The 21,758-nt window shown below is 71.5% G+C and carries 20 protein-coding genes; 10 read left to right on the top strand and 10 right to left on the bottom strand.

Annotation, left to right across the window (positions count from 1 at the left end; translation table 11 throughout):
- Positions 1 to 227 precede the first annotated feature (227 nt).
- The 3 genes from NS220_RS03610 (at position 228) to NS220_RS03600 (ending at position 2,213) form a co-directional block, all read left to right on the top strand.
- Entirely contained in the window at positions 228 to 1,094 is an 867-nt protein-coding gene (locus tag NS220_RS03610; RefSeq protein ID WP_058622738.1) for a spermidine synthase, read from the top strand.
- A 72-nt stretch (positions 1,095 to 1,166) separates the two neighbouring features.
- On the top strand, positions 1,167 to 1,694 hold the full coding sequence (locus tag NS220_RS03605) for a hypothetical protein (protein ID WP_013584074.1): 528 nt from the start codon (positions 1,167 to 1,169) through the stop codon (positions 1,692 to 1,694).
- A gap of 30 nt (positions 1,695 to 1,724) precedes the next feature.
- Complete coding sequence (locus NS220_RS03600; protein WP_058622737.1) at positions 1,725 to 2,213, top strand: SprT-like domain-containing protein; 489 nt, start codon at positions 1,725 to 1,727, stop codon at positions 2,211 to 2,213.
- Positions 2,214 to 2,424: 211 nt separating this feature from the next.
- On the opposite strand, the gene NS220_RS03595 is transcribed toward NS220_RS03600, so the two are convergent.
- Complete coding sequence (locus NS220_RS03595; RefSeq protein WP_058622736.1) at positions 2,425 to 3,042, bottom strand: 2-phosphosulfolactate phosphatase; 618 nt, start codon at positions 3,040 to 3,042, stop codon at positions 2,425 to 2,427.
- 80 nt (positions 3,043 to 3,122) lie between these two features.
- Between NS220_RS03595 and NS220_RS03590 the strand changes: the two genes are divergently transcribed.
- Entirely contained in the window at positions 3,123 to 3,632 is a 510-nt protein-coding gene (locus tag NS220_RS03590) for a hypothetical protein (protein ID WP_058622735.1), read from the top strand.
- A 35-nt stretch (positions 3,633 to 3,667) separates the two neighbouring features.
- Here NS220_RS03590 and NS220_RS03585 read toward each other — a convergent pair whose 3' ends face one another.
- The 3 genes from NS220_RS03585 to NS220_RS03575 all read right to left on the bottom strand — a co-directional run bounded on the left by NS220_RS03585 (position 3,668) and on the right by NS220_RS03575 (position 6,122).
- The gene (locus NS220_RS03585; RefSeq protein WP_058622734.1) at positions 3,668 to 4,318 is read right to left on the bottom strand and encodes a response regulator; all 651 of its coding nucleotides are present in this window, start codon (positions 4,316 to 4,318) and stop codon (positions 3,668 to 3,670) included.
- A 53-nt stretch (positions 4,319 to 4,371) separates the two neighbouring features.
- Positions 4,372 to 5,532 carry a sensor histidine kinase gene (locus NS220_RS03580; protein WP_242864517.1) on the bottom strand — a complete coding sequence of 387 codons (1,161 nt, stop codon included), beginning with the start codon at positions 5,530 to 5,532 and terminating at the stop codon, positions 4,372 to 4,374.
- A gap of 101 nt (positions 5,533 to 5,633) precedes the next feature.
- Entirely contained in the window at positions 5,634 to 6,122 is a 489-nt protein-coding gene (locus tag NS220_RS03575; RefSeq protein WP_013584080.1) for an Lrp/AsnC family transcriptional regulator, read from the bottom strand.
- Positions 6,123 to 6,230: 108 nt separating this feature from the next.
- Here NS220_RS03575 and NS220_RS03570 point away from each other — a divergent pair, with 108 nt between their 5' ends.
- Together NS220_RS03570 and NS220_RS03565 are read left to right on the top strand one after the other, a co-directional pair.
- Entirely contained in the window at positions 6,231 to 7,628 is a 1,398-nt protein-coding gene (locus NS220_RS03570) for a DUF6421 family protein (protein WP_058622732.1), read from the top strand.
- Between the two features lie 174 nt (positions 7,629 to 7,802).
- Positions 7,803 to 8,501 carry an SDR family NAD(P)-dependent oxidoreductase gene (locus NS220_RS03565; protein WP_058622731.1) on the top strand — a complete coding sequence of 233 codons (699 nt, stop codon included), beginning with the start codon at positions 7,803 to 7,805 and terminating at the stop codon, positions 8,499 to 8,501.
- On the opposite strand, the gene NS220_RS03560 is transcribed toward NS220_RS03565, so the two are convergent.
- Complete coding sequence (locus NS220_RS03560; RefSeq protein ID WP_081322967.1) at positions 8,498 to 9,958, bottom strand: MFS transporter; 1,461 nt, start codon at positions 9,956 to 9,958, stop codon at positions 8,498 to 8,500. The genes NS220_RS03565 and NS220_RS03560 overlap by 4 nt on opposite strands.
- Before the next feature lie 221 nt (positions 9,959 to 10,179).
- Positions 10,180 to 13,377, bottom strand: coding sequence for a DEAD/DEAH box helicase (locus tag NS220_RS03555; protein WP_058622730.1), 3,198 nt, complete (start codon positions 13,375 to 13,377; stop codon positions 10,180 to 10,182).
- Positions 13,378 to 13,479: 102 nt separating this feature from the next.
- On the opposite strand from NS220_RS03555, the gene NS220_RS03550 reads away from it, so the two are divergent.
- Positions 13,480 to 14,607: a threonine aldolase family protein gene (locus tag NS220_RS03550; RefSeq protein ID WP_058622729.1), complete on the top strand. Its 1,128-nt coding sequence runs from the start codon at positions 13,480 to 13,482 to the stop codon at positions 14,605 to 14,607.
- Between the two features lie 164 nt (positions 14,608 to 14,771).
- Here NS220_RS03550 and NS220_RS03545 read toward each other — a convergent pair whose 3' ends face one another.
- Both NS220_RS03545 and NS220_RS03540 read right to left on the bottom strand, forming a co-directional pair.
- Positions 14,772 to 16,694 (bottom strand): M3 family metallopeptidase, encoded by a 1,923-nt coding sequence (locus NS220_RS03545; protein ID WP_058622728.1) that lies wholly within the window; start codon positions 16,692 to 16,694, stop codon positions 14,772 to 14,774.
- 86 nt (positions 16,695 to 16,780) lie between these two features.
- Positions 16,781 to 17,395: an NUDIX hydrolase family protein gene (locus tag NS220_RS03540; RefSeq protein WP_058622727.1), complete on the bottom strand. Its 615-nt coding sequence runs from the start codon at positions 17,393 to 17,395 to the stop codon at positions 16,781 to 16,783.
- 246 nt (positions 17,396 to 17,641) lie between these two features.
- Between NS220_RS03540 and NS220_RS03535 the strand changes: the two genes are divergently transcribed.
- Complete coding sequence (locus tag NS220_RS03535; protein ID WP_058622726.1) at positions 17,642 to 18,304, top strand: alpha/beta hydrolase; 663 nt, start codon at positions 17,642 to 17,644, stop codon at positions 18,302 to 18,304.
- 1 nt (position 18,305) lies between these two features.
- Here NS220_RS03535 and NS220_RS03530 read toward each other — a convergent pair whose 3' ends face one another.
- Positions 18,306 to 18,608, bottom strand: a complete 303-nt coding sequence (locus tag NS220_RS03530; protein ID WP_058622725.1) for a hypothetical protein — start codon at positions 18,606 to 18,608, stop codon at positions 18,306 to 18,308.
- Positions 18,609 to 18,835: 227 nt separating this feature from the next.
- Here NS220_RS03530 and NS220_RS03525 point away from each other — a divergent pair, with 227 nt between their 5' ends.
- Complete coding sequence (locus tag NS220_RS03525) at positions 18,836 to 20,431, top strand: ABC-F family ATP-binding cassette domain-containing protein (protein ID WP_058622724.1); 1,596 nt, start codon at positions 18,836 to 18,838, stop codon at positions 20,429 to 20,431.
- A 2-nt stretch (positions 20,432 to 20,433) separates the two neighbouring features.
- Here NS220_RS03525 and NS220_RS03520 read toward each other — a convergent pair whose 3' ends face one another.
- Positions 20,434 to 20,733 (bottom strand): hypothetical protein, encoded by a 300-nt coding sequence (locus tag NS220_RS03520; RefSeq protein ID WP_058622723.1) that lies wholly within the window; start codon positions 20,731 to 20,733, stop codon positions 20,434 to 20,436.
- A gap of 207 nt (positions 20,734 to 20,940) precedes the next feature.
- Here NS220_RS03520 and NS220_RS03515 point away from each other — a divergent pair.
- Positions 20,941 to 21,758 (top strand): DEAD/DEAH box helicase (locus tag NS220_RS03515; RefSeq protein WP_058622722.1); only part of this gene is annotated, 818 nt, incomplete at its 3' end.

Here is a 21,758-nt window from a genome sequence, read left to right as displayed (position 1 = left end):
TTGCTGTTGAACCGACCGTACAGGTCGACAGGCCCGCTGCCCATTGCCCCTGTGTATCGATCGTGTTTCGAGCGGGAGAGCAGGATGCCTCAACCACGCGGCGCGCAACACCCACATCGCGCAGGTCGGCGACGCACCGCGCAGCGATTCGCTCCGCATCGTGTACCCGCCACGGCGCGGCGCGGCGGCATCCGGTGGGCGCGGGAGCCAGGGCCTAGCGTGGAGACATGGCTCGAATGCGCATCGAACCCGACGACGCCCCCACCGCACGGCTGTCGGACGGCTCCCTCGCCCGGGTGTCGCCGTCGGGCTTCGTCTCCGGCTGGGAGCTGGTGGTCGACGGCACCCCGCAGTCGCACGTCGACCTCGACGACCCGACGCACCTGCACTTCGAGTACGTCGCCCGGATGGGGGCGGTCATCGACCGACTCCGGATGCCGGGACAGCCGCTGACCGCCGTGCACCTGGGTGCGGGGGCCCTCACTCTCCCCCGCTACGTCGAAGCCACCCGACCGGGCTCGCGACAGCAGGTCATCGAGCTGGAGCCGAAGCTGTGGGACCTCGTGCGCGAGAACCTTCCGCTCCCCCGGGGCGCCGCGGTGCGCGTGCGCATCGGCGACGCCCGCGCCGGGCTCGCGCGGCTGCCCGCCGGGCTCTCCGGTGCCGTCGACCTCCTCGTCAGCGACGTGTATTCGGGCGCGCAGACGCCGGCGCACCTCACGACCGTGGAGTTCTACCGCGAGGCCGCCCGCCTCCTCGCCCCGGACGGGGTGCTGCTCGTCAACGTCTCGGACGGCCCCGGTCTCGCGTTCGCCCGACGCCAGGTGGCGACGGTGCGCGACGTGCTGCCGGAGGTCATCCTTCTGGCCGAGGTGCAGGTCCTCAAGGGCCGTCGCTTCGGCAATCTCGTCATCGCCGCCTCCGCCGCTCCCCTTCCTGTCGAGTGGTTGCCGCGGCTCATGGCCGCCGGCCCCCACCCCGCCAAGGTCTCCCAGGGAGCCGAGATCGAAGAGTTCGTCCGCGGCGCGCGCCCGGCGACGGATGCCGATGCGACACCGTCGCCCAAGCCCTCGGCATCCCTCTTCGAACGCTGACCGCGTGGCGACTGGGCAGTTCGGCCTTCTCGTCGCAGACTGGAGACCATCGGCCATTCGGGAGGAGCGACGGTGAGCTATATCCGCGGGTATGACCCCGACACATTGCGCGAGATCACTGACTCTCGTGAGTGCGCGGAGCGTCTCGACGAGATCGGCTCCCAGCGCAGCCTCCCCGCCCTGCTGGAGCGCGTGTGGCTGCTCAAGGTGCTCGATCGTTTCGACGAGGCCCTCGCCATCTCGGAGCAGTCGGTGCGCGTCGCGCGCATGGCGGGGACACGTCGCGATCTGCTGCGCGCCCGCATCCTCCACGCCACGATCATGCAGTGCCGCGGGGCGTACGCCGCCGCCGAGCAGGAGCTCACGATGTGCGCCGAGGAGGCCGAGGGGCAGAACTGGGCGAGCATCGCCGCCTTCGCCCTGCAGCACCGTGGCAAGGTGCACTACGACGAGGGCGATTTCGAGAGCGCGCGGCGCGATTTCAAGCGCGCGCTGTTCCTCCGGCAGAACGCCGGGGCCACCGACGCCCAGCTCGAATCGACGCTGCTCGCGATCGACGCCGCCGACCGTCGGCGCCCGCGCGAGGTCGTCGCGAGCTGAATGTCGTAACCCCGGTCTAGTCTTCCGGTCATGTCCGAACTGCAGCGCGTGCGCACCTGGGCAGAGGCACTGATCGCCCTGCACCTCGACGCGTCGTGGACCTTCGGCTTCGACAATGCCAAGCGCCGCGCGGGGCTCTGCGACTACGGCCGCAAGCGCATCAGCGTCTCGCGCTACCTCGCCGCCCGCTACGACGACGACACGAACCACCAGACTCTTCTGCACGAGGTGGCGCACGCCCTCGCGGGCGGAGCCGCCGGGCACGGTCCGACGTGGAAGCGCACGGCGCGTGAGCTCGGCTACGTCGGCGGGACGACGCACGCCGGAGAGACCGCCAATGAGCTCGCCCCCTGGGTCGGCACCTGCCCCGCGGGACACGTCGCCTACCGTCACCGTCGCGCGACGCGGCCCACGTCCTGCGCGAAGTGCGCGCCGCACTTCGATCCGCGCTTCGCGCTGACCTGGGAGCGCCGCGACATCAGCCGGGCCACGCGGCTCGCGGCGGCGACCCCGCGCTGACACAGTTCGGGGCGAGCGGGGGTGCCGCGGGCGGGCGCGGCGCAGGCCGACTCGTCGGGTGCGGGGATACCGCGGGCGCGGCCGGCTTGGGGCCGGCCGGTGCGGGGCCTCGCGGACCCGGAGATGCCGCGCAGATCCGGACGATGATGCGCGTCTCGTCCGGATCTGCGCGCGATCTCCGGATCTGCGCTGCGGGAGGAACCCGCGCGGGTCAGGCGGCGCGGAAGGCTCCGTCGGCGAACGCCGGGACGACGGATGCCGCATCCCGCGCGGCCGCGGCCTGAACGACCTCCGCACGACCGACGCCGGCGAGCGCCCGACCCGTGCCGCTCGCCGAGAGCAGATGACGCGCCGCTCCGCGGAGAGCGCGATACCCCTCGCCGGCGACGGCCGCATCGGGAGAGGCGTGGTCGATGCCCACATCACCGAGCGCCGCAACCACGGCACCGGCCCCCAGGAGGTCGTCGACGGCGAAGCGGAGGGTGTCGGCATCCGAATACCCGACCGCGATGATCGCGATACTGGTGCGCGCCGCGCGCGCCGTCTGCAGCTCGAGGACGCGGTCGGCCACGGCTCGTGCGTTGCGGATCCCGCCGATCAGCACGTGCGCGGCGCCGACGGATGCGCGGCCCGCGAGCGCCGCGGTCGGGAGCCCGTCGAGGGGCAGGACCGCGCCCGCCTCGGCGGCGGCGAGCGCATCGGCCGAGAGACCGAGCGTCTGCACGAGGATCACGACGTCGGCGGGCGCGAGCCGCGCCAGGCCCGCACTCCCCCACTCGAGACGCACCTGGTAGTTCGCCTGGGCATGCGGGGCGTGGTCGTTCGGCATCCCTCGAGCCTAAGCCGGGGACGCGTCCGCCCGCCGTCAACCCGGGCGGGGGAACGGGCGCGTGCGGCAGAATTCGCAGCATGCGCATTCTGTTGAAGTTCGTGATCGATTGCGATCCGGATGCCGCGTGGCGAGCGCTGCACTCGCCGCGTGCCGTCGCCGAGCTCTATGGTCCCCTCCTCGACGTCGATGCGCTCGGGGAGATGCCGACCTCGTTCGCCTCCGGAGACGACGTCCCCGTGCAGATGAGCCTCGCCGGGGCGCTTCCCCTCGGCCGGCAGCTCATCTCGGTTGCGGACCGCGAGACCACGGATGGCCACGGGCGTGTGCGCGTGTTCCGGGACTGGGGGGTGCCCCTGACCGGTCCGCTCGCCGCCCTCGACGTGTGGGATCACCAGATGGCGGTGTCCGAGGCCCCGGGCGAGGCGGGACGGACCCTGTGGAGGGAACGCCTCACGATCGGTGGGGCCGCGGCCCCCGTGCTCTGGCCGGGACTCTGGGCGATGTGGCAGTGGCGCGAAGGGCGTATCCGCGCCCTCGCGCCGACGTGGGCGTACGACCCGGAGAAGGCGGACGACGCGTCCGACTGACGGCGGCGGCGTCCGCAACGCCCGGCGCGGAGGCCTCAGACCAGGCCGTGCCGGTACGCGAAGACAACGAGTTGCACGCGATCCCGGAGCGAGAGCTTGGAGAGGATCCGACTGATGTGGGTCTTCACCGTGGCTTCGGAGAGGAATTCGCGCGCCGCGATCTCGCCGTTGCTGAGTCCCGCGGCCGCGAGCAGGAAGATCTCGCGCTCACGCTCGGTCAGCTCGCCGAAGCTGGTCGGTACGGGTTCCGCGGTGCCGTTCTCGGCGATGTGGGCGAAGAGCTCGCGCGTCGCCTCCGCCGCGATGACGGCCGACCCCGCGTGCACGGTGCGGATGGCGGACAGGAGGAATTCGGGCTCCGAGTCCTTGAGGAGGAATCCGCTCGCGCCGCGTTGGATGGCCCGCGCAGCGGCCTCGTCGAGGTCGAAGGTGGTGAGGACGACGACACGGGGCGGCTCCGGCTCGCGGAGGATCTCCGCGGTCGCGGTGAGCCCGTCCATGACCGGCATGCGCACGTCCATGAGGACGAGGTCGGGCCGGGTCGCGCGGACCATCTCGATTCCCTCGCGACCGTCGGATGCTTCGCCCACGACCTCGAGGTCGGGCTGCGAGTCGATCACCATCCGGATGCCGGCGCGGAACAGCGCCTGATCGTCGACCAGAACGATACGTACGGGGGTGCTCACTCGGGCGGTTCCTCTCGGGGATCGTTCTGTCGGGTGTTCGGGGCTCGGCCGGCTCATGGCGATGCCCGGACGGGAAGGGTCGCGCGCACGACGAAGAACCGCCCCTGCGCCTCGGCGGTCAGCCGGCCGCCGACGAGTTGTGCACGCTCGCGCATCCCGATGAGACCGTGTCCGCCGGACGGCGGAGCCGGAGCGTCTGCCGCCCGCGCGTTACGCACCAGGAGCTCGACGTGGTCGGGGAGCCACCCGAGGTACACATCGACGCGAGGGTCGGCGCCGTGGCGGAGGGCGTTCGTCAACGCCTCCTGCAGAATGCGGTACACCGCGAGCTGGATCGCCGCCGGCGGCTCTCCGGGTGGGACGGGATCGACGTCGACCGACAGCTCGACGCCCGCGGCGCGCACGTGCGTGTACAGCGCGTCGAGGTCGGCGAGCCGCGGTTGCGGGCCCTCGGCCTGCGTGTGACGCAGCTGCGTGAGCAGTTGGCGCACGTCGGTGAGGGCCGCGCGGGCGGTGGTGGAGATCGTGGCGAGGGCGGCCGTGGCGGCCTCGGGGTCGGCCGTCGCCGCGTAGCGGGCTCCGTCCGCCTGGGCGATCACGACGGCGAGCGAGTGGGCCACGACGTCATGCATGTCACGGGCGATCCGCACGCGCTGTTGTTCCGCGATGGTCTCTGCCTCGGCCGCACGCTGAGCCCGACCGTTCTCGGTCGCACGGATCGCCGTTCGCACGAGGGCCCCCGTCACCCACGCCAGGAGCAGGGCGAAGGCCGCCGCGAGGAGGATTCCGACGATCGCCGCGACATCTTCCGGCTGGATGGGAGAGGTGAGCGTACGGACGACCAGATAGAGCGAGACGACGACGGCGCCCCCGACCGCGGAGACGAACCCGGCCCAGAACACCCGCCGCGTGCCGTAGGCGGCGGTCGTGTACAACACCGCGAAGACCACGACGTCGGTCGGCGACGGTTGTCGGCCGAGCCCCATCTGCAGCAACGCGCCCGCCCAGGCGAGGGCGAGCGCGAGGCCCGGGCTCAGTCTCCGCATGGCCGCAGCGGCCGTGAAGGCCACGACCATCAGGGAGGCGCCGACGCCGACGGGGACGGAGGGAGCATCCGACGCGAGTTCGAGGGAGAGAGCGAGCAGCCCGAAAAGACCGGCGACGACGAGATCGGTCACCAGTTGATAGCGGCGTAGCGGACGGAGAGAGAGCATCGCGGCCACGCTACAGACCAGGGAGGGAGGTGGCATCCGTCCGGCGATGTATTCGTGGACGCCTCGCCGAGATCGGCACTCGGGGAGGAGGAGTCCCGGCGTCAGGCGGGAAAGTCGGCCGGCTCGATCGGACGCGCCTCGAAGAACGTCTGCAGGACGATCGTGGTGCGCGTGTTCACGTGCGCGGCCGCGCGGATGTCGCGGATCAGCGCCTCGAGATCGCGGGGGGTCGGGACCCGGACGAACAGCATGTAGGCCGCTTCCCCCGCGATGGAATGGCACGCCTCGATCGCGGTGAGGTGCGCCAGCAGCTCGGGGGCGTTGTCGGGCTGTGCGGGATCGAGCGGGGTGATCTCGACGAAGGCCGCGAGAGGACGACCGAGTGCCTCGGCATCGAGAACCGGGCGATAGCCGCGCACGATTCCGCGCGCTTCGAGCCGGCGCAGTCTCGACTGCACGGCCGAGACGGACAGCCCCACGCGTTCGGACAGGTGCGACAGCGTCGCGCGCGCGTCGAGCGAGATCTCGCGGACGATCGCGGCGTCGACGGCGTCATCGAGGCGCGCCGGGCGAGCAGGAGCCTCGGTCATGGGGTCGACAGTACCAGGGAGCGCCATGTCGACCCTCGCGGCATCCGTAAGTTTTCCGTTAGCATTGCGCTCAAGCAGGAATTTTTACCGCAACGACCGGAGGATGCCATGACCATCGCGACGCCTTCCCGTACCGCACACGAGTTGCTCGACGGCCGCACCGTCGCCGAGGTCGAGCACACCCCCGCGTGGGCACAGCTGAAGAACGCGACCATCGCCCTGCAGAAGCTGCAGGCGAGCGACGGGTCGATCGCCGACGCGTCGGCAGCCGCTCCCCTGCTCGACGATGTCATCGACGCGATCGAAGCCCTCTCCCCGCTTTTCCCCCACGATGCCGCCTACCTCGAGGCCTCGGCCGCCGATTTCCGCCGGTGGAGGGCAGAAGGGCTCGGGGTGCCCGACTTCCTCGACTCTCTCGTGGCCTTCCAGCCCCAGGAGCACCGGGTCGACGGCATCCGTCACCTGGTCGTCTTCCCGATGTATACGCAGAACGGATCGCGCGACCGCCACGTCGAGGCGGTGCTCGTCGAGGCGATCTGGCCCGAGTTCATCGCTCGTCTCGAGACCGAGTACACCAACCGCCTCTTCGTCTCGCTGCGACTGATCGACTTCACGCCCGGGTACGACACCAACTCGGCCGTCCTCTTCCCTGAGACCGTGGCCATGCGCGAGATCCCCACCTTCACGTGGGGCGCGATCTTCCAGGATCGCGAAGCCGCGCGCTACCGCCGCGTCACCCGCGCCGCCGCCGACATCACCAAGCTCGAACTCCCCGCCGACGCCGCACGGCTGCTCGATGACCAGGTTCTCGCCGAAGAGACGTTCGTGATGTGGGACCTGATCCACGACCGCACCCACATGCGCGGCGACCTGCCGTTCGACCCGTTCATGATCAAGCAGCGCATGCCGTTCTTCCTCTATTCGCTCGAAGAGCTGCGCTGCGACCTCACCGCGTTCCGCGAGTGCGTCGCGCTGCAGGCCCGCCTGTCGGCTCGGGACGACCTGGATGCCGCTGAGCAGGCCATGCTCGACCACGCCGGGCTCGTCCAGTACGCGGTGATCTTCGACCGTATCTTCCGCTTCGCCATCACCGGATCGCGCGTGCGCAACTACGACGGCCTCGGAGGTCAACTGTTGTTCGCCTGGCTGCACCAGCGGCGGGTGCTGCACTGGACCGACACGTCGCTCGCCTTCGACTGGGACGAAGTACCCGCCGCGGTGATCGCTCTCGCTGACGCCATCGACGAGCTCTACTGGCGCTCGATCGACCGTCCCAAGACCGCCCACTGGCTCGCCGCCTACGACCTGGTGCGCTCGGTCGTGACACCGCACCCAGCGTCGGTCTGGGCACGCGGGCTGCCCGACGACGTGCTCGCGGGCCTGCCGAAGGGGTACACCGACGCGGTGCGGGACGACGAGTTCCCGCTGTCGATGTTCTTCGAGGCGCTCGAGAAGAAGATGCGCCAGGTGATCGCCTCGACCGAGGGCATCCGCGGAACGGACTGATCCCCGCTCTCCGCCGCGCGTCCGGTGACGTGCATCCCGGTGGGGACGGTGTGTCGTGGACACGCGGCGCAGAGCGGAGGGCCCGTCATGGCCAGGAGACGCGGGAGCGCTCGCGCTCGGATCCGCCGCGGAGGACACTCGGAGGACCACGCCGATGACGACGACGGAGACAGTGTGAGCGACACGCAGCAGACGCAGGAACTCGTCCGGGGACCACTCGTCCTCCTCGCCGGGGGCACGAGCGCGGCGGGGCGGGCGGCCGCGCGTGCCCTGCTCGATGCCGGGGCACGGGTGGTGATCGTGGGATCGGATGCCGCGCGGCTCGCGGACGCGGTGCGCGACGCACCGGGCGCGCTCGGGGAACGATGCGACCTCACCGACGAGGATGCCGTGTCGGCCCTGCGTGAGCGGGTCCACGCCGCGCACGGACGGGTGGACGGTGTGCTCCACCTGGTCGGAGGCTGGCGTGGCGGCGGCGGGTTGGCCGGACAGAGCGACGAGGATTTCGCGTTCCTCCTGCGCTCGCTCACCGCGCTGCGCGTCGTGAGCCGCGCCTTCGATGAGGACCTGCGCGCCTCCCCCGCCGGCCGACTCGCCATCGTGTCGTCGACGGCAGTCGCACGCCCCCTGGCGGGCGGGGCGAACTACGCGGCGATCAAGGCGGCGAGCGAGGCGTGGACGAGGGCCGTCGCGCAGGGTTTCGCCAAGAACGCACGCGATGCCGACCGAGCGATCTCCGGGGCGGCCGTGATCTTCCGCGTGAAGAGCCTGGAGGGGCTCGAGGAGGCACTGGCGGCCGCCTTCGTGGCGCTCTGGGATGACACCGCGGACGCGTTCAACGACGTGGTGATCGAGGTGGGGGCGGGCGCCTAGGAGCTGGATGCCCGGGTTCCGGGGTCGGTGTCGACGGCGGTATCCGTCTCCGCGTCGACCGGAGTGCCACCGGACACATCCGTGTCCGCCGCTCGGTACTGCGTCGACAGCACGCGGTACGACCGTGAGAAGAACGCGAGGGCGCCGACGACGACCATGGCCAGGCCGGCGAACACGAACACGAGAGCGATCCCCCGCGACTGCCCTTCACCCACGAGCCAGCCCCAGGTGGCGCGCCCGCTGTCGCCCTCCATGTAGGGGATGACGAGGAACTGCGCGATCGGGGCGATCAGGAACGAGGTCACGGGCGCGGCCGCCGATTCGAAGGCCGCGGCGAAGCCGAAGACGCGCCCCTGCGTCGCGAAGGGCACGACCTTCTGGATGACCGTCTGCTCGGCGGCCTCCACGGGCGGGATGAGCGCCATGTACACCCAGATGCCGATCGCGTAGAGCCACCACCAGTCGCGGAGGGTGAAGACCGCGCCGAGCACTCCCATGGCGATGACGATCCACAACATCGTCCGGATCGGGTTGCGGCCGAGTCCGCGCTTGGCGACGAGACCCCCGCCGATGATGAAGCCCGTCGCCGTGACCGCGAGCACGACGCCCCACACCTCGACGTCGTAGACCCGGCCGTCGATCTCGAGGCGGAAGAGCTCGAGGCCGTACGGGTCCATGAGCGCCATGTAGACGCCCCCGATGAGGTTGTTGAAGGTGGAGAACACCAGGAGGGCGAAGAGTCCGGGCGCCGCGCGCACCGCGCGGACGGCCCCGCCGATGTCGACCACGGGACCTCGTTCTGCGCCGGCCGCCGGCGGAGCCTCGGGGATCCGGATGGTGAGGAGGTGCACGAGGGCTATCGCGGTGAGCACCACGGCGATCGCGAGCGTCCACCCCATGCCCAGGAATCCGACCGAGAGTCCGCTGAAGACACTGGTGACGACGAACGCCAGGCCCTGCACCGTGCCCACGAGACCGTTCGCATTCGCATGACGCTCCACCGGCACGAGAAGGGTCACGGTCGTGGAGAGGGCGATGTTGCGGAGATTCTCGATCACGGCGCCACCGAGGATGATCCCCGAGAACAGCCAGAACCACGGCCCGCCGAGATCGAGCAGCACCGACTCGGGGAGAGCGAGCCACAGGGCCCCCGCGAGGAGGAAGGCCGCGAGGGTGACGACGCCGGAGACGATCATGACCCGGTGCTTGCGGTGGCGGTCGACCAGCGTGCCGAACACCATGGCGAAGACAGCGAGCAGCAGCATGTAGGCGCCGCCGACGACACCCGTCGCGAGAACCGACCGCGTCTCGAGGTACACCCAGAAGGTGAGTGCGAACCAGAGGAAGCTCGTCGTGACGTTCGCCGCGGCCGTGTTGATCAGGACGGCCAGGAACGTGCGCCGCCCGCGCGCCGCACCGACGGCCGCGGCGGCGACGGGAGGCTGTGAAGCGGACATGAGCACACGGTAGACCCGACCTCCGACATCGACCAGGCCCGTTCGAGCGAGCTGCACGACGATCTCGCGCGAGCGCCGGAGGGTCGCGAGCGATCGGGCCGTCGACCGGGTGCCCCGAGGTTCCGGCACCGACCGGGTTCCGGGCACCGACCGGGTTCCGGGCACCGACCGGGTTCCGACACCGACCGGGTTCCGCGACCGAGCGGGACCCCGCGTGCGACTCAGTCGAGGAGGCCCCGGATGTCGTCGGCCGTCAGACGAGGCCCCCCGGCGAAGGTGACGTCGCCGTCGTCGGCGCCCCCGTCGAGCACGCGTGAGAAGAGCTCGGACTTCGCCTCCCGCAGAGCCACGACCTTCTCTTCAACGGTGTCGGACGAGACCAGCCGGTACACGATCACCGGTCGCGTCTGCCCGATGCGGTGGGCACGGTCGATCGCCTGGTCTTCGACGGCGGGATTCCACCAGGGATCGAGCAGCACGACGTAGTCGGCCTCGACCAGGTTGAGGCCGACCCCGCCCGCTTTGAGCGAGACGAAGAACACGGGGTCATCTCCCTCGCGGAAGCCGTCGATCACCGCCTGACGATCGACCGTCGCGCCGTCGAGATAGCCCGACGCGAGTCCTGCGTCGGTCGCGCGCTGGCGAGCCGCACGGAGGAACCGCGTGAACTGACTCAGCACGAGGACGCGGTGCCCCTCGACCGCCGCCTCGATGAGGAGTTCCTCCAGGGCGTCGAGCTTGGCCGAGGGAGCTTCCCCCTCGTCGACGAGGGAGGGATCGAGCGCCAGCTGGCGCAGCATCGTCAACGACCGGAAGATCGCGAACCTGTTGCCGTCGGCATCGTCGTCGAGCAGACCGAGCAGGCGCTGCCGCTCGCGGTGGAAGCGTCGATCGTAGAGCTTGCGGTGGGCGGGGTGCAGCTCGACCGCGACGACGGTCTCCTGCTTGGGCGGGAGCTCGGATGCCACGAGCTCCTTCGTGCGGCGCAGGAGGAAGGGCCGGATACGGCGACGCAGAAGATCGAGCCGCGCGCGATCGGAGTGCTTCTCGATGGGGGTGCGGTAGAGCTCGGTGAAGGACTCCCTCGTGCCGAGGAGCCCCGGCGCCACGAGCGACATCAGCGCCCACAGCTCGAGCAGGTTGTTCTCCATGGGTGTGCCCGTGATGACGAGCGTGAAGGGCACCGCGAGGCTGCGCGCCGCGCGATAGCCCCTCGAGGCGGGGTTCTTGATCTGCTGCGCCTCGTCGAGGACGAGCCCCGACCACGCGACCTCGGCGTACTGCTCCTGCTCCAGACGGAACAGGGCGTAGCTCGTCACGACGACGTGCGCGCCGGCGGCCTCCTCGGCGATGCCCGACGACCGTCTCGCGCGCGTGGCCGAGACGGTGCGCACCTCGAGCTCCGGGGCGAAAGTCGCGCACTCGCGCGCCCAGTTGCCCACGACGCTGGTCGGCGCGACGATCAGGAAGGGGGCCATCGCCGGATCGGCGGCACGAGCGGCCTCCATCATCGCGATGGTCTGCACGGTCTTTCCGAGGCCCATGTCGTCGGCCAGGATGCCGCCGAGCCCGTGCACCCGGAGGAAGTGCAGCCAATCGAGACCGGTGCGCTGGTAGTCGCGCAGGGTCGCGCGAAGCCCGGCCGGTGGATCGACCGGCTCGAGGGCGACGTCGTCGGTCAGACCGCGGACGCGCAGCCACCACTCCGCCTCGTGCGCGGCGACCATGCCGAGTTCGGACAGGTCGTCCCACAGGCCCACGTTGTAGCGGTTGACGGACAGGTCGGCGCCGGGGCGGTCGGCGAGCGTGCGCGCCTCATCGATCACCGCGCGGAGTCGGTCGAACTCGGGAGTGTCGAGTCGGACGTAGGCGCCCTCGCCGAGGAACAGCACGCGATCGCCCAGCGCCAGGGCCGTGTAGAGAGACGTGAACTCCACCTCGACGTCGCCGACGGTGACGCGGGCGTGCAGGTCGAACCAGTCGCTGCCGTCGTCGTCGCCCGTGCTCAGCTGGATGACCGGGGCGTCCTCCGACACCCGGTAGACGGGATCATCTCCGCTGGTCTGCACGCGGACGTGCGCGAGCGACCGCAGCCGGGGCAGCCCCTCCGCCACGAGCAGCGCTGCGTCGCCGGCGCTGAGTGCTCGCGCCGGGGCGGCACCCGTCGGGAAGGGAGCGGGGATCCCGATGCGCATCTCGGCGGCGAGGGGCTCGACCGTGCTCCAGACCGCTCTTTCGTGCTCGCCATGGCGACGCCCCCGCGTCGGCGACCGGTCCCATCGCGTGGAGAGGAACGTCGACCCGTCTCGATGCTCGACGAGCAGCTCGAGCACCGGGAGGGGCGGGGGCGGCACGTCGACGGTGCCCCTCGGGGACGCCACCGGGGCCTCCAGCTGAAGGCGGGGTAGATAGTCCCGCAAGAAGGTCGGAGTCCCGCCCTCGTCGATCGTGAGAGCGCCCGGCCGCGCCAGCAACCCGCGCACGGGGCCCGACACGGGAACGGACAGCCGCGCGAGGGTGATGCGCTCGTCGGCGCCGTCGCGATCGGCCACGAAGGCCACGGCGACCGCCGGCTCGCCGACCACCCACGAGGGCAGGACCGCGGTGACCTCGTCGACGCCCTGGACACCCCCGCGCACGTGGAGCGTGCTGCCCCGCCGGTCCAGCGTCACCGCGGCCGCCACCGGCTCCTCGAGGATCCGCACGGGATGGTGCGCGCCGGATCCCGACACCAGCGGCACCCCCGCTGCCACCACGGCGTCGAGCTGCAGCCACAGCGAGTGCGGGGGCACGGCGGACAGCGGCATCCATTCGTCGGAGAGGTACGCACCGGCGCCGTACCGCCCCAACCGGCCGAGGCTGTCGAGGGCGGCGCGAGCGCGCGGATCGGCGGGGAGGGCCGCGAGGGCCGACCAGCCCGCGCGCCCCTTGATCCAGGTGCCGCGTGTGCCGCGCACCCCGGGCCGCGCGGTGAGGGTCAAGGCGGTTCCGTACCCTCGACCGCCGCCCCGCCGGACGGATAGGAAGAGGCACAGGTCGAACGGCGCCTCGTCGTCGGCGGGAGGCGCGGCCGCGAACAGCTCGTCGAGCGAACGCTGCCACTCGGGGCGTGGCGGACGACCGGCGGAGATCAGCCGGTCGAGGAGGACGAGCGCCGCCGCGCACGAGTGCTCGCACTCGGGGCCGCGACCGCAGGAACACCACCCGGAGAGGCGGGAGAAGTCGGCGGCGACCTGCAGCTCGAGGTGCTCGTAGCCGGCCGCGCCGAAGGACTGCGCCGTCACCACGAGCATGTCACCGACCGCCCTCGCGTCTCCCACCTCGACGGAGCCGTAGACGAGGAGGCGATCGGCGCGGATCATCGCGGACGACGAGAACATCTCGCCGGCGATGCTGAGCGCTTCGGGATCCAACCTCATCCCCCCATTGTCGCCGGGGGCACCGACACCCCGTCGTGTCCGGGGGCGTTCTGTGGAGGAGATCACCCCTGGGGAGGAGCCGGGAAAAGTTACGCTGGTGGGGTGACTTCCCTCCACGACACGTCGGTGCGCGGCTTCGCCTCCGACAACTATTCCGGCATCCACCCCGACGTCCTCGCCGCGATCGCCGCGGCCAACGAGGGCCACCAGGTCGCCTACGGCGAAGACGTCTACACCGCGCGCTTGCAGGAGCTGTTCGTCTCGCTGCTGGGCGAGGGGGTCGAGGCCTATCCCGTGTTCAACGGCACGGGCGCGAACGTCGTCGGCCTGCAGTCGATGCTCCCCCGCTGGGGCGCCGTGATCTCGGCATCCACCGCGCACATCAACGTCGACGAGGGCGGAGCCCCCGAGCGCGTCGGCGGCATCAAGCTGCTGACGGTCCCCACCGACGACGGCAAGCTCACCCCCGAGCTCGTCGACCGCGAGGCGTGGGGCTGGGGCGACGAGCACCGCGCACAGCCGCTGGTGGTGTCGATCACGCAGTCGACCGAGCTCGGCACGCTGTACACCGTCGACGAGATCCGCGCGCTGGCCGACCACGCCCACGGGCACGGCATGCGCCTGCACATGGACGGCGCCCGCATCTCGAATGCCGCCGCGGCGCTCGACGTGCCGCTGCGGGCCTTCACCCGCGACGCCGGCGTCGACGTGCTGAGCTTCGGAGGCACGAAGAACGGCGCGATGATCGGCGAGGCCATCGTCGTGCTGGACCCCGAGGCCTCGACGGGGCTGACCTACCTGCGCAAGCTGGACATGCAGCTCTCGAGCAAGATGCGCTTCGTCTCGGCGCAGCTCGTCGCCCTGCTCGAGGACGACCTGTGGCTGCGCAACGCGCGTCACTCGAACGCGATGGCCCAGCGCCTGCGCGCGGGCGTCGAGGCGGGCCTCGCCGACGGCTCGATCCAGGGCGTGGAGTTCACGCAGCCCACCCAGGCCAACGGCGTCTTCGCGATCCTTCCCGTCGGGGTCGCCGACCGGCTGCGCGCGAGCTTCCGCTTCTACGATTGGGGCCCCGCCGACGGAGGCTCGGATCAGCGCGACAGCGATGATTCGAGTGGCGGTGGGGAGGACGAGCTGCGCCGCGAGGTGCGGTGGATGTGCTCGTTCGACACCACCGAAGACGACATCGACGCGTTCGTCGCGGCGATCGCGCGCGAGACGACCGCGTGAGCTGAGCCCGACGTCGCGCGCCCGGCATCCGCGGACGACGCGGCACATGCCGCCCCGCGATCACGCCGCGGTCTCCCAGCGACACCGCTCGACCCGTGTCGAGACACGGCCGAGGGCCCACGGCATCCGTCCTGATCGGGATGGATGCCGTGCCCCTCGGCGTCTCATGACCCGGCGAGCCAGTCCCGGTAGGCGTCGAACGTGTTCTCGCGGCCGAGGAAGGCCTCGACGAGTTCTCGCGCATCGCGCGTGCCGCCCGGTTCGAGGATCTCGCGCCGGTAGCGGGTGGCGGTGTCCTCATCGAAGAGGTCGCCGCCGAACGCCGAGAGCAGGTCGCGCGCGATCACGAGGCTCCACTGGTAGGTGTAGTAGCAGGCGCCGTAGCCGGTGAGGTGCCCGAAACCGGCGTAGGAGTGCGACCCATCGAGCGGAGTCACCGGGCTCGCGGCGCGGTAGTACCCGTCGACGGCGGCAGCGAGATCTGCGGGGCGGTCCACGTGCAGACGGTACGAGGTCGTCGCGTGGCCGAGCTGCCGGGTCACCTCGAGTCCGCGACCGAACGCGTCGGCGGTGCGCATGCGCGCGACGAGATCGGCGGGAATGGACTCGCCCTCGTCGTTCACCGCGAAGGCGGCGAGCGCCTCGTGATCCCAGGCCCACTCCTCGAGCAGCTGGCTCGGCGCCTCGACGAAGTCCCACTCGGTGGCCACCCCCGTCCAACGCGCCCACTTCTGGTGCCCGCCGAGGATGTCGTGCACGAGGTGGCCGAACTCGTGGAAGAACGTCACGACCTCGTCGTGCTCGAGGAGGCCGCGCGAGAAGTTGCACAGCAGGACCGACTCGGGCAACGCGCGACCGGCGATGCCGGGCGCGAGACCGAAGCACGCGGCGTGGTTGTACTTGCCGTCGCGCGGGTGCAGGTCGAGGTGGATGCGCCCGAGCCGCTCCCCCGCGCGGACGACGTCGTACGTGCGCACGTCGTCGTGCCAGGACGTGGTCGCGACCGGCACGTAGTCGACGTCGAGCAATCGACCCGTCGTGGCGAGCACGCCGTCGAGCACCCGATCGAACCGGAAATACGAGCGCACGAGCTGCGCGTCCACGTCGTACTCCTCGCGCTTGAGTGCGCCCAGGACGTACCAGAAGTCGGCGATCGTGACGGCGTCCGCGTCGGGATCATCGCGGCGCAGACGGGCCAGGACGCGCTCATACTCCGCGGTCGCGGCGGGGGCCGCCGCCGCCGCGACGCGCTCGAGGAACGCGGCCGCGGCCGCGCTCGAGCCGATCATGCGCGTCTCGGTCTCGTAGTCGGCCCAGTCGCCGTAGCCGAGCAGGTCCGCCCGCTCCGCGCGGACCGCGAGGAGCTCCGCGAGGACCGGTTCGTTCACGGGCCACGCGAGATCGTTGTACGCGCCGACGAGGGCCTGACGCACCGACCGATCGCGTGCGTACTCGCGCACAGGCATGAGGTCGGTGTACTCGGTGGTGAGTGTCACGAGCCCATCGTCGTCGGCGGGGTGCGCCTCGATGAAGTCGGCGGGCAGCCCCTGGAGCGAGGCGGCGGGCACCCGAATCTCGCGGCGCCCCTCGCGGACGTTCCGAGAGAAGGTCAAGGACAGCTCGGTGTCGCGGTCGGTCAGCTCGCGAACGCGCTCACGATCGGCATCCGCGAGATCGACGCCGCCGCGACGGAAGTCCCGACGGATCTGGTCGAGGAGGCGGAGTTCGTCAGGGGCGAGCCCGTCGGCGTCGAGATGGGCGAAGACGCTCCACAGGTCGCGGTCGAGGAGGCGCCGCGCCTGCACCGCCTCGACCTCTTGGGCCTGGGCCTCGGCCGCGTCACGGACGCCCGCGTCGGGGTGCGATTCGCTGAGCAGGTGGGAGGGGGCGGCCGCCTCGGCGAGCGCGAGCTCGGCCTCGTTCCAGAGGGCGAGTCGCTCGCGGGCGCTCGACTCCGTCTCGGCGACGAGCCGTGCGTCGATCTCGGCGACGCGGTCGAGCCGTTCGCGCGGACGCTCGCGGGCGAAGGCTCGCCACCCGTCGAGGTCGCGAGGCAGGGTCAGGGGTTCCACGGGAGAATCCGGCATCCTCCGACCCTAGGCAGGGTCTCCGACACCGGGCAACGTCCGGGGGACAGCCGCCGGGAATCCCGAACGGTGCAGGAGGGGACGCGTCAGCGTAGCGCGCCCACCGAGGCGAGGCCCTGCCGGACGAGGGTGCCGCGGCCGCCCTCCATCTCGGCGGCGAGCGCATCGGAGGCCGCCTCCTCCGGCGACAGCCACGTGACCTCGAGCGCGTCCTGACGCGGTTCGCACGTGCCGGTCACGGGAACGACGTACGCGAGGGCGACGGCGTGCTGCCGGTCGTCGTGGAACGCGCTGACGCCCGGGAGCGGGAAGTACTCGGCCACCGTGAACGGCGCCGGCTGCGGCGGGAGCAGGGGGAAGGCCATGGGCCCGAGGTCGTTCTCGACGTGGCGGAACAGCGCGTCGCGCACGGTCTCGCCGTACCGCACGCGCCCCGAGACGAGGGTGCGGGTCATCTCGCCGAGCGGGGTCGCCCGCAACAGGATGCCGACCTGCGTCACCATGCCCATGCCGTCGGTGCGTACCGGCAGCGCCTCGACGTAGAGCATGGGGAGACGTCGCCGTGCCTCGGCGAGTTCGACCTCGCTGAGCCACCCCGGGTTGGTGTTCGGGCCGCCGGGTGCGCCCGAGAAGGGGCCGGACAGCGGCTCGCGCTCTTCGCCGTTGTCGCCGGGTTCGGGGTCGGGTGTGCGGACAGCCATGCTCCCTGTATACCAACCGTCCGCCGCCGATGCCGCGTGTCCGCGCGGTCGCGGCGGGTCGGCCTCCGAGAACGCAGCGGGTCGACGCGCGCAGAGGCGGCGGATCGGCCCGCGCGACGGGAGGGGATTCCGGGACGGGAGGGGATCTGCCCGGCGGGACGTCCTCCCGCGCCGGGTCCTCCTTCCGCGGCCGGGGCTCACCGCCCCGAGGAGCCGGATGTCGGAGGCCTTTGCCACAATGGCCGCATGAGCACGCCCCTCTCCCTCGATCCCGCCCTCGTCCGGTGGTCCGTGCCTGCGCACGAACGCGGGGATCGCCCAGTCCTGCTCCTCCTCCACGGATACGGCTCCGACGAGCACGATCTGTTCGGGCTCACCCCGTACCTCCCCGCCGACTACGTGATCGCGAGTCTGCGCGCCCCGCTCACCCCGCCCTGGCCCATGCCCGGGGCTTCGTGGTACCCCATCGAGGGGCTGAACGGACGCGATCCGGACGCCGTCACCCGCGCGGCGGAGTCCGTGCTCGCCTGGATGCAAGATGCCGCGGGCACGGCGCCCGTCGGACTGCTCGGCTTCTCGCAGGGCGGCGCGGTCGCCCTCCAGACGCTGCGGGTCGACCCCGAGGCGGTGTCGTTCGTCGTGGTGCTGGCCGGTTACGCGGCAGGGGGCGAACTCCCCGGGGACGCCGTCCTCGCCGAACGTCGTCCCCCGGTGTTCTGGGGGCGTGGCGCGGCGGACGACGTCATCCCGACGCCCCTGATCGACGCGACGGCGCAGTGGCTCCCCGGGCACAGCGAGCTGAGCGGTCGGGTCTACCCGGGGCTGACGCACTCGATCTCGCAGGCCGAACTCGACGACGTCCGCGCCTTCCTCGACGCGCGCCTCGCGGGCCGCGAGGCGGCGGAATGACTCAGCAGTGCGAGCTGTCGCCTCCCCCGCTGTCGCCGCACGAGGCGTCCGACGCGGGGCCGCTGTCGACGTAGGGAGACGACGACACGGAGCCGCCGCCTCGACCGGGAGGGATCGAGCCCACCGCGGCCATGACAGCACCCAAGAGCGCACCGGTGCGCAGGCCGCCCACGACGTCGCCGAGGAAGATGCCGACGACGAGCAACGCGACCACCCACGCGGGGAACGTCACCGCCCACGCGAACAGGAGCCGACGCCGACGAGCGTCTGCTCGCTGACGGTCGAGAGGCGCGGAGGTGACCACGCCGACATCGTAACCACGGCGACCGGTTCGCAGGGGTTCCGCATCGACCCCGAGTCCGCTAACGTGGACAGCCCTGTCCCCGAGAACGAGGTCTCCTCCGGTGAAGAACGTCGACGCTTCCGCGCCCCTGTCCGCGCGCTGACCCGTCGACCCGCCGTTTCTCGGCCGCCCTCCGCTGACGCGGACGGGTCCGGTGTCCGCGCATCCCGCGTTCCCGGAGTTCCGTCATGTCAACTGTTTCCCCTTCCCTCGTCTTTGACCGCGTCCGCCTCGTCTGGCCCGACGGAACCGTCGCCCTCGACGAGGTCTCCGGCGCCCTCGGCCGGGGCCGCACCGGTCTCGTCGGCCGAAACGGCGCCGGCAAGTCCACGCTCCTGCGCTTAGCCTCGGGGCACCTCGCCCCCACCTCCGGCACGGTCTCGGCATCCGGTGACGTCGTCATGCTCCCGCAGCGTCTCGCGGCGGATCCGCACCGACCCGTCTCGGCACTCCTCGGCGTCGAGACGGCACTGACCGCCCTGCGCGCCATCGAGTCGGGCGACGTGGCGCCGCACCATTTCGACGCGGTCGGCGACGACTGGGACGTCGAGGCGCGCGCCCACGCCCTGCTCGCCGAGGCGGGCCTGGCATCCGATGCCCTGGACCGCACCGTCGGGGAGCTCTCGGGAGGGGAGACGATGCTGACCGCGCTCGTCGGGCTCCGCGCCCGCGCGGCCGACATCACGCTCCTCGACGAACCGACCAACGACCTCGACCGCGACGCCCGGGCGCGCGTGAGCGAGCTCGTTCAGAGCTGGCCCGGCACGCTGGTCATCGTCAGTCACGACGTCGGTCTGCTCGAGCTGATGGATGCCACCGCCGAGCTCTACGGCCAGAGCCTCAGCGTCGTCGGCGGCCCCTACAGCGTGTGGCGCGCGCACCGCGACGCGGAGCAGGAGGCCGCCGTGCGCGCCGAACGCGACGCGGTCCAATCGCTGCGGCGCGAGCGGCGACAGCGCATCGAGTCGTACGACAAGCTCGCCGCCCGATCCCGCGTCGCGCAGAAGGCGAAGGTCGAGAAGAGGGTCCCGAAGATCATCGCGGGGGGTCGCGCCAACGCGGCGCAGGTGAGCGCGGGGCGGCTGAGCATCGAGATGAAAGGGAAAGAGGATGCCGCGCGCGCCGCGCTCGACGAGGCGTCAGCCCGCGTGCGCGACGACGACGTGGTGCGCATCGACCTGCCCGATCCGGGGAACGCAGCCGGACGGCGGATCCTGACGCTCGGCGACGAGGAGCGCGAGTGGATCGTCACGGGTCGCGAGCGCGTCGCGCTGGTGGGTCGCAACGGCATCGGCAAGACGACGCTTCTCGAGAGCCTCGTCCGCGCCGTGGACCCCGCGGGGCCGATCCATGCCCGAGCGAGCGTCGAGCACGTCGGCTACCTGCCGCAGCGTCTCGACGGCCTCGACGACACGGCATCCGTCCTCGACACCGTGTGCGCGGCGGCGCCGGGCGTTCCCGTGGCGCTCGTGCGCGATCGACTGGCACGGTTCCTCGTGCGCGGCGACGCGGTGACCCGCCCGGTCGGCTCGCTGTCGGGTGGTGAGCGGTTCCGTGTCGCCCTCGCCCGCGTGCTGCTGGCCGATCCGCCCCCGCAGCTGCTCGTGCTCGACGAACCGACGAACAACCTCGACCTCGACACGGTCGACCAACTGGTCGCCGCGCTCCAGGCGTACCGGGGTGCGGTCCTGGTGGTGAGCCATGACGACGCGTTCCTCGGGCGTCTGGACCTTGACCTCCAACTGGAGCTGGAGGACGGGAGGCTCATCGAGCGAGAGCCGTGAGCTCAGCAGGCGCCGCCGCCGTCGGCACCCCCGCCTCCGCCGTCCGCGCAGCCGCCGTCGCCGAAGCCGCCGACGATCGCGGCTCCGCCGTCGGTTCCCGCGCCGCCCTGCGACGGATGCGCCTGACGCAACGTGAAGACCGCGAAACCGCCGAACAGCAGGGCGAGGATGCCACCGATCGTGGCGCCCATGAGGAGGTTCTGCGAGCCGAACCACAGGGCGGCACCGATCGCGAGACCGAGGCACACGGAGACGGACACGACCGCGACGGCGGCCCGCCGGGACGACGATGCGTTGTTCATACGGTCACGCTAGGCCGCCGCGCACCTCACCGCCTCCGCCGCGAGGGGGAGCTGAGGGGAGGCCATCCGCCGAGGTCACGGGCGGTGGCGGCGCGTCACGCGTGGCCTCGGCACGAACGTGTCGTCTGGAGGCGGCCGCCCGGCCGTTCCGCGGCGGGCGAACGTCAACCCCGGCCCGATGTCGGAGGTCCGAGAGAGGATGTCGGCATGGCTGACGTCCTCGACAGATTCGGTCCTGCGACGCAGGACTGGTTCCGCGGCGCGTTCTCGGCCCCCACGAACGCGCAGAAGGGCGCGTGGGAATCGGTGTCGTCCGGGCGCAACGCTCTCGTGGTCGCCCCGACCGGGTCCGGCAAGACGCTCTCGGCCTTCCTCTTCGCGATCGACCGCATCTTCCGCGAAAAGGCCCCCGAGACACCGGATGCCGATCCCCCGCGCCGCGGCAAGAAGACCGCGACCAAGACCCCGGCAACGAACACCCGCGTCCTCTACATCTCGCCACTCAAGGCCCTTGGCGTCGACGTGGAGCGCAATCTCCGGTCGCCGCTCGTCGGTATCGGGCAGTCGGCCCGACGCCTCGGCATCCAGGTCCCCGGCGTGACCGTGGGCGTGCGGTCCGGCGACACGAGTTCGAGCGATCGGCGCAAGCTCGTGACCGATCCTCCGGACATCCTCATCACGACCCCCGAGTCGCTTTATCTCATGCTGACGAGCCAGGCGGCCGAGACGTTGCGGGGCGTGCACACCGTCATCATCGACGAGGTGCACGCGGTCGCTGCGACCAAGCGCGGCGCGCACCTCGCGGTGAGCCTCGAGCGGCTCGACGCGCTGCTCGAGAAGCCCGCGCAGCGGATCGGCCTCTCGGCGACCGTCCGGCCGATCGACGAGGTCGCGCGATTCCTCGGCGGTGCGCAGCCCGTCGACATCGTGGCCCCGAAGGCGACGAAGGCCTTCGACCTCTCCGTCGTCGTGCCGATCGAAGACATGCTCAACCCTCCCCCGCCGCCGGGTTCCCCCGCCCCCGA

The organism is Microbacterium testaceum, from assembly GCF_001476655.1.
Taxonomy (GTDB): domain Bacteria; phylum Actinomycetota; class Actinomycetes; order Actinomycetales; family Microbacteriaceae; genus Microbacterium; species Microbacterium testaceum_C.
Note: the sequence above shows the minus strand (reverse complement) of the source record. Positions and strands in the feature narration are given on the sequence as shown.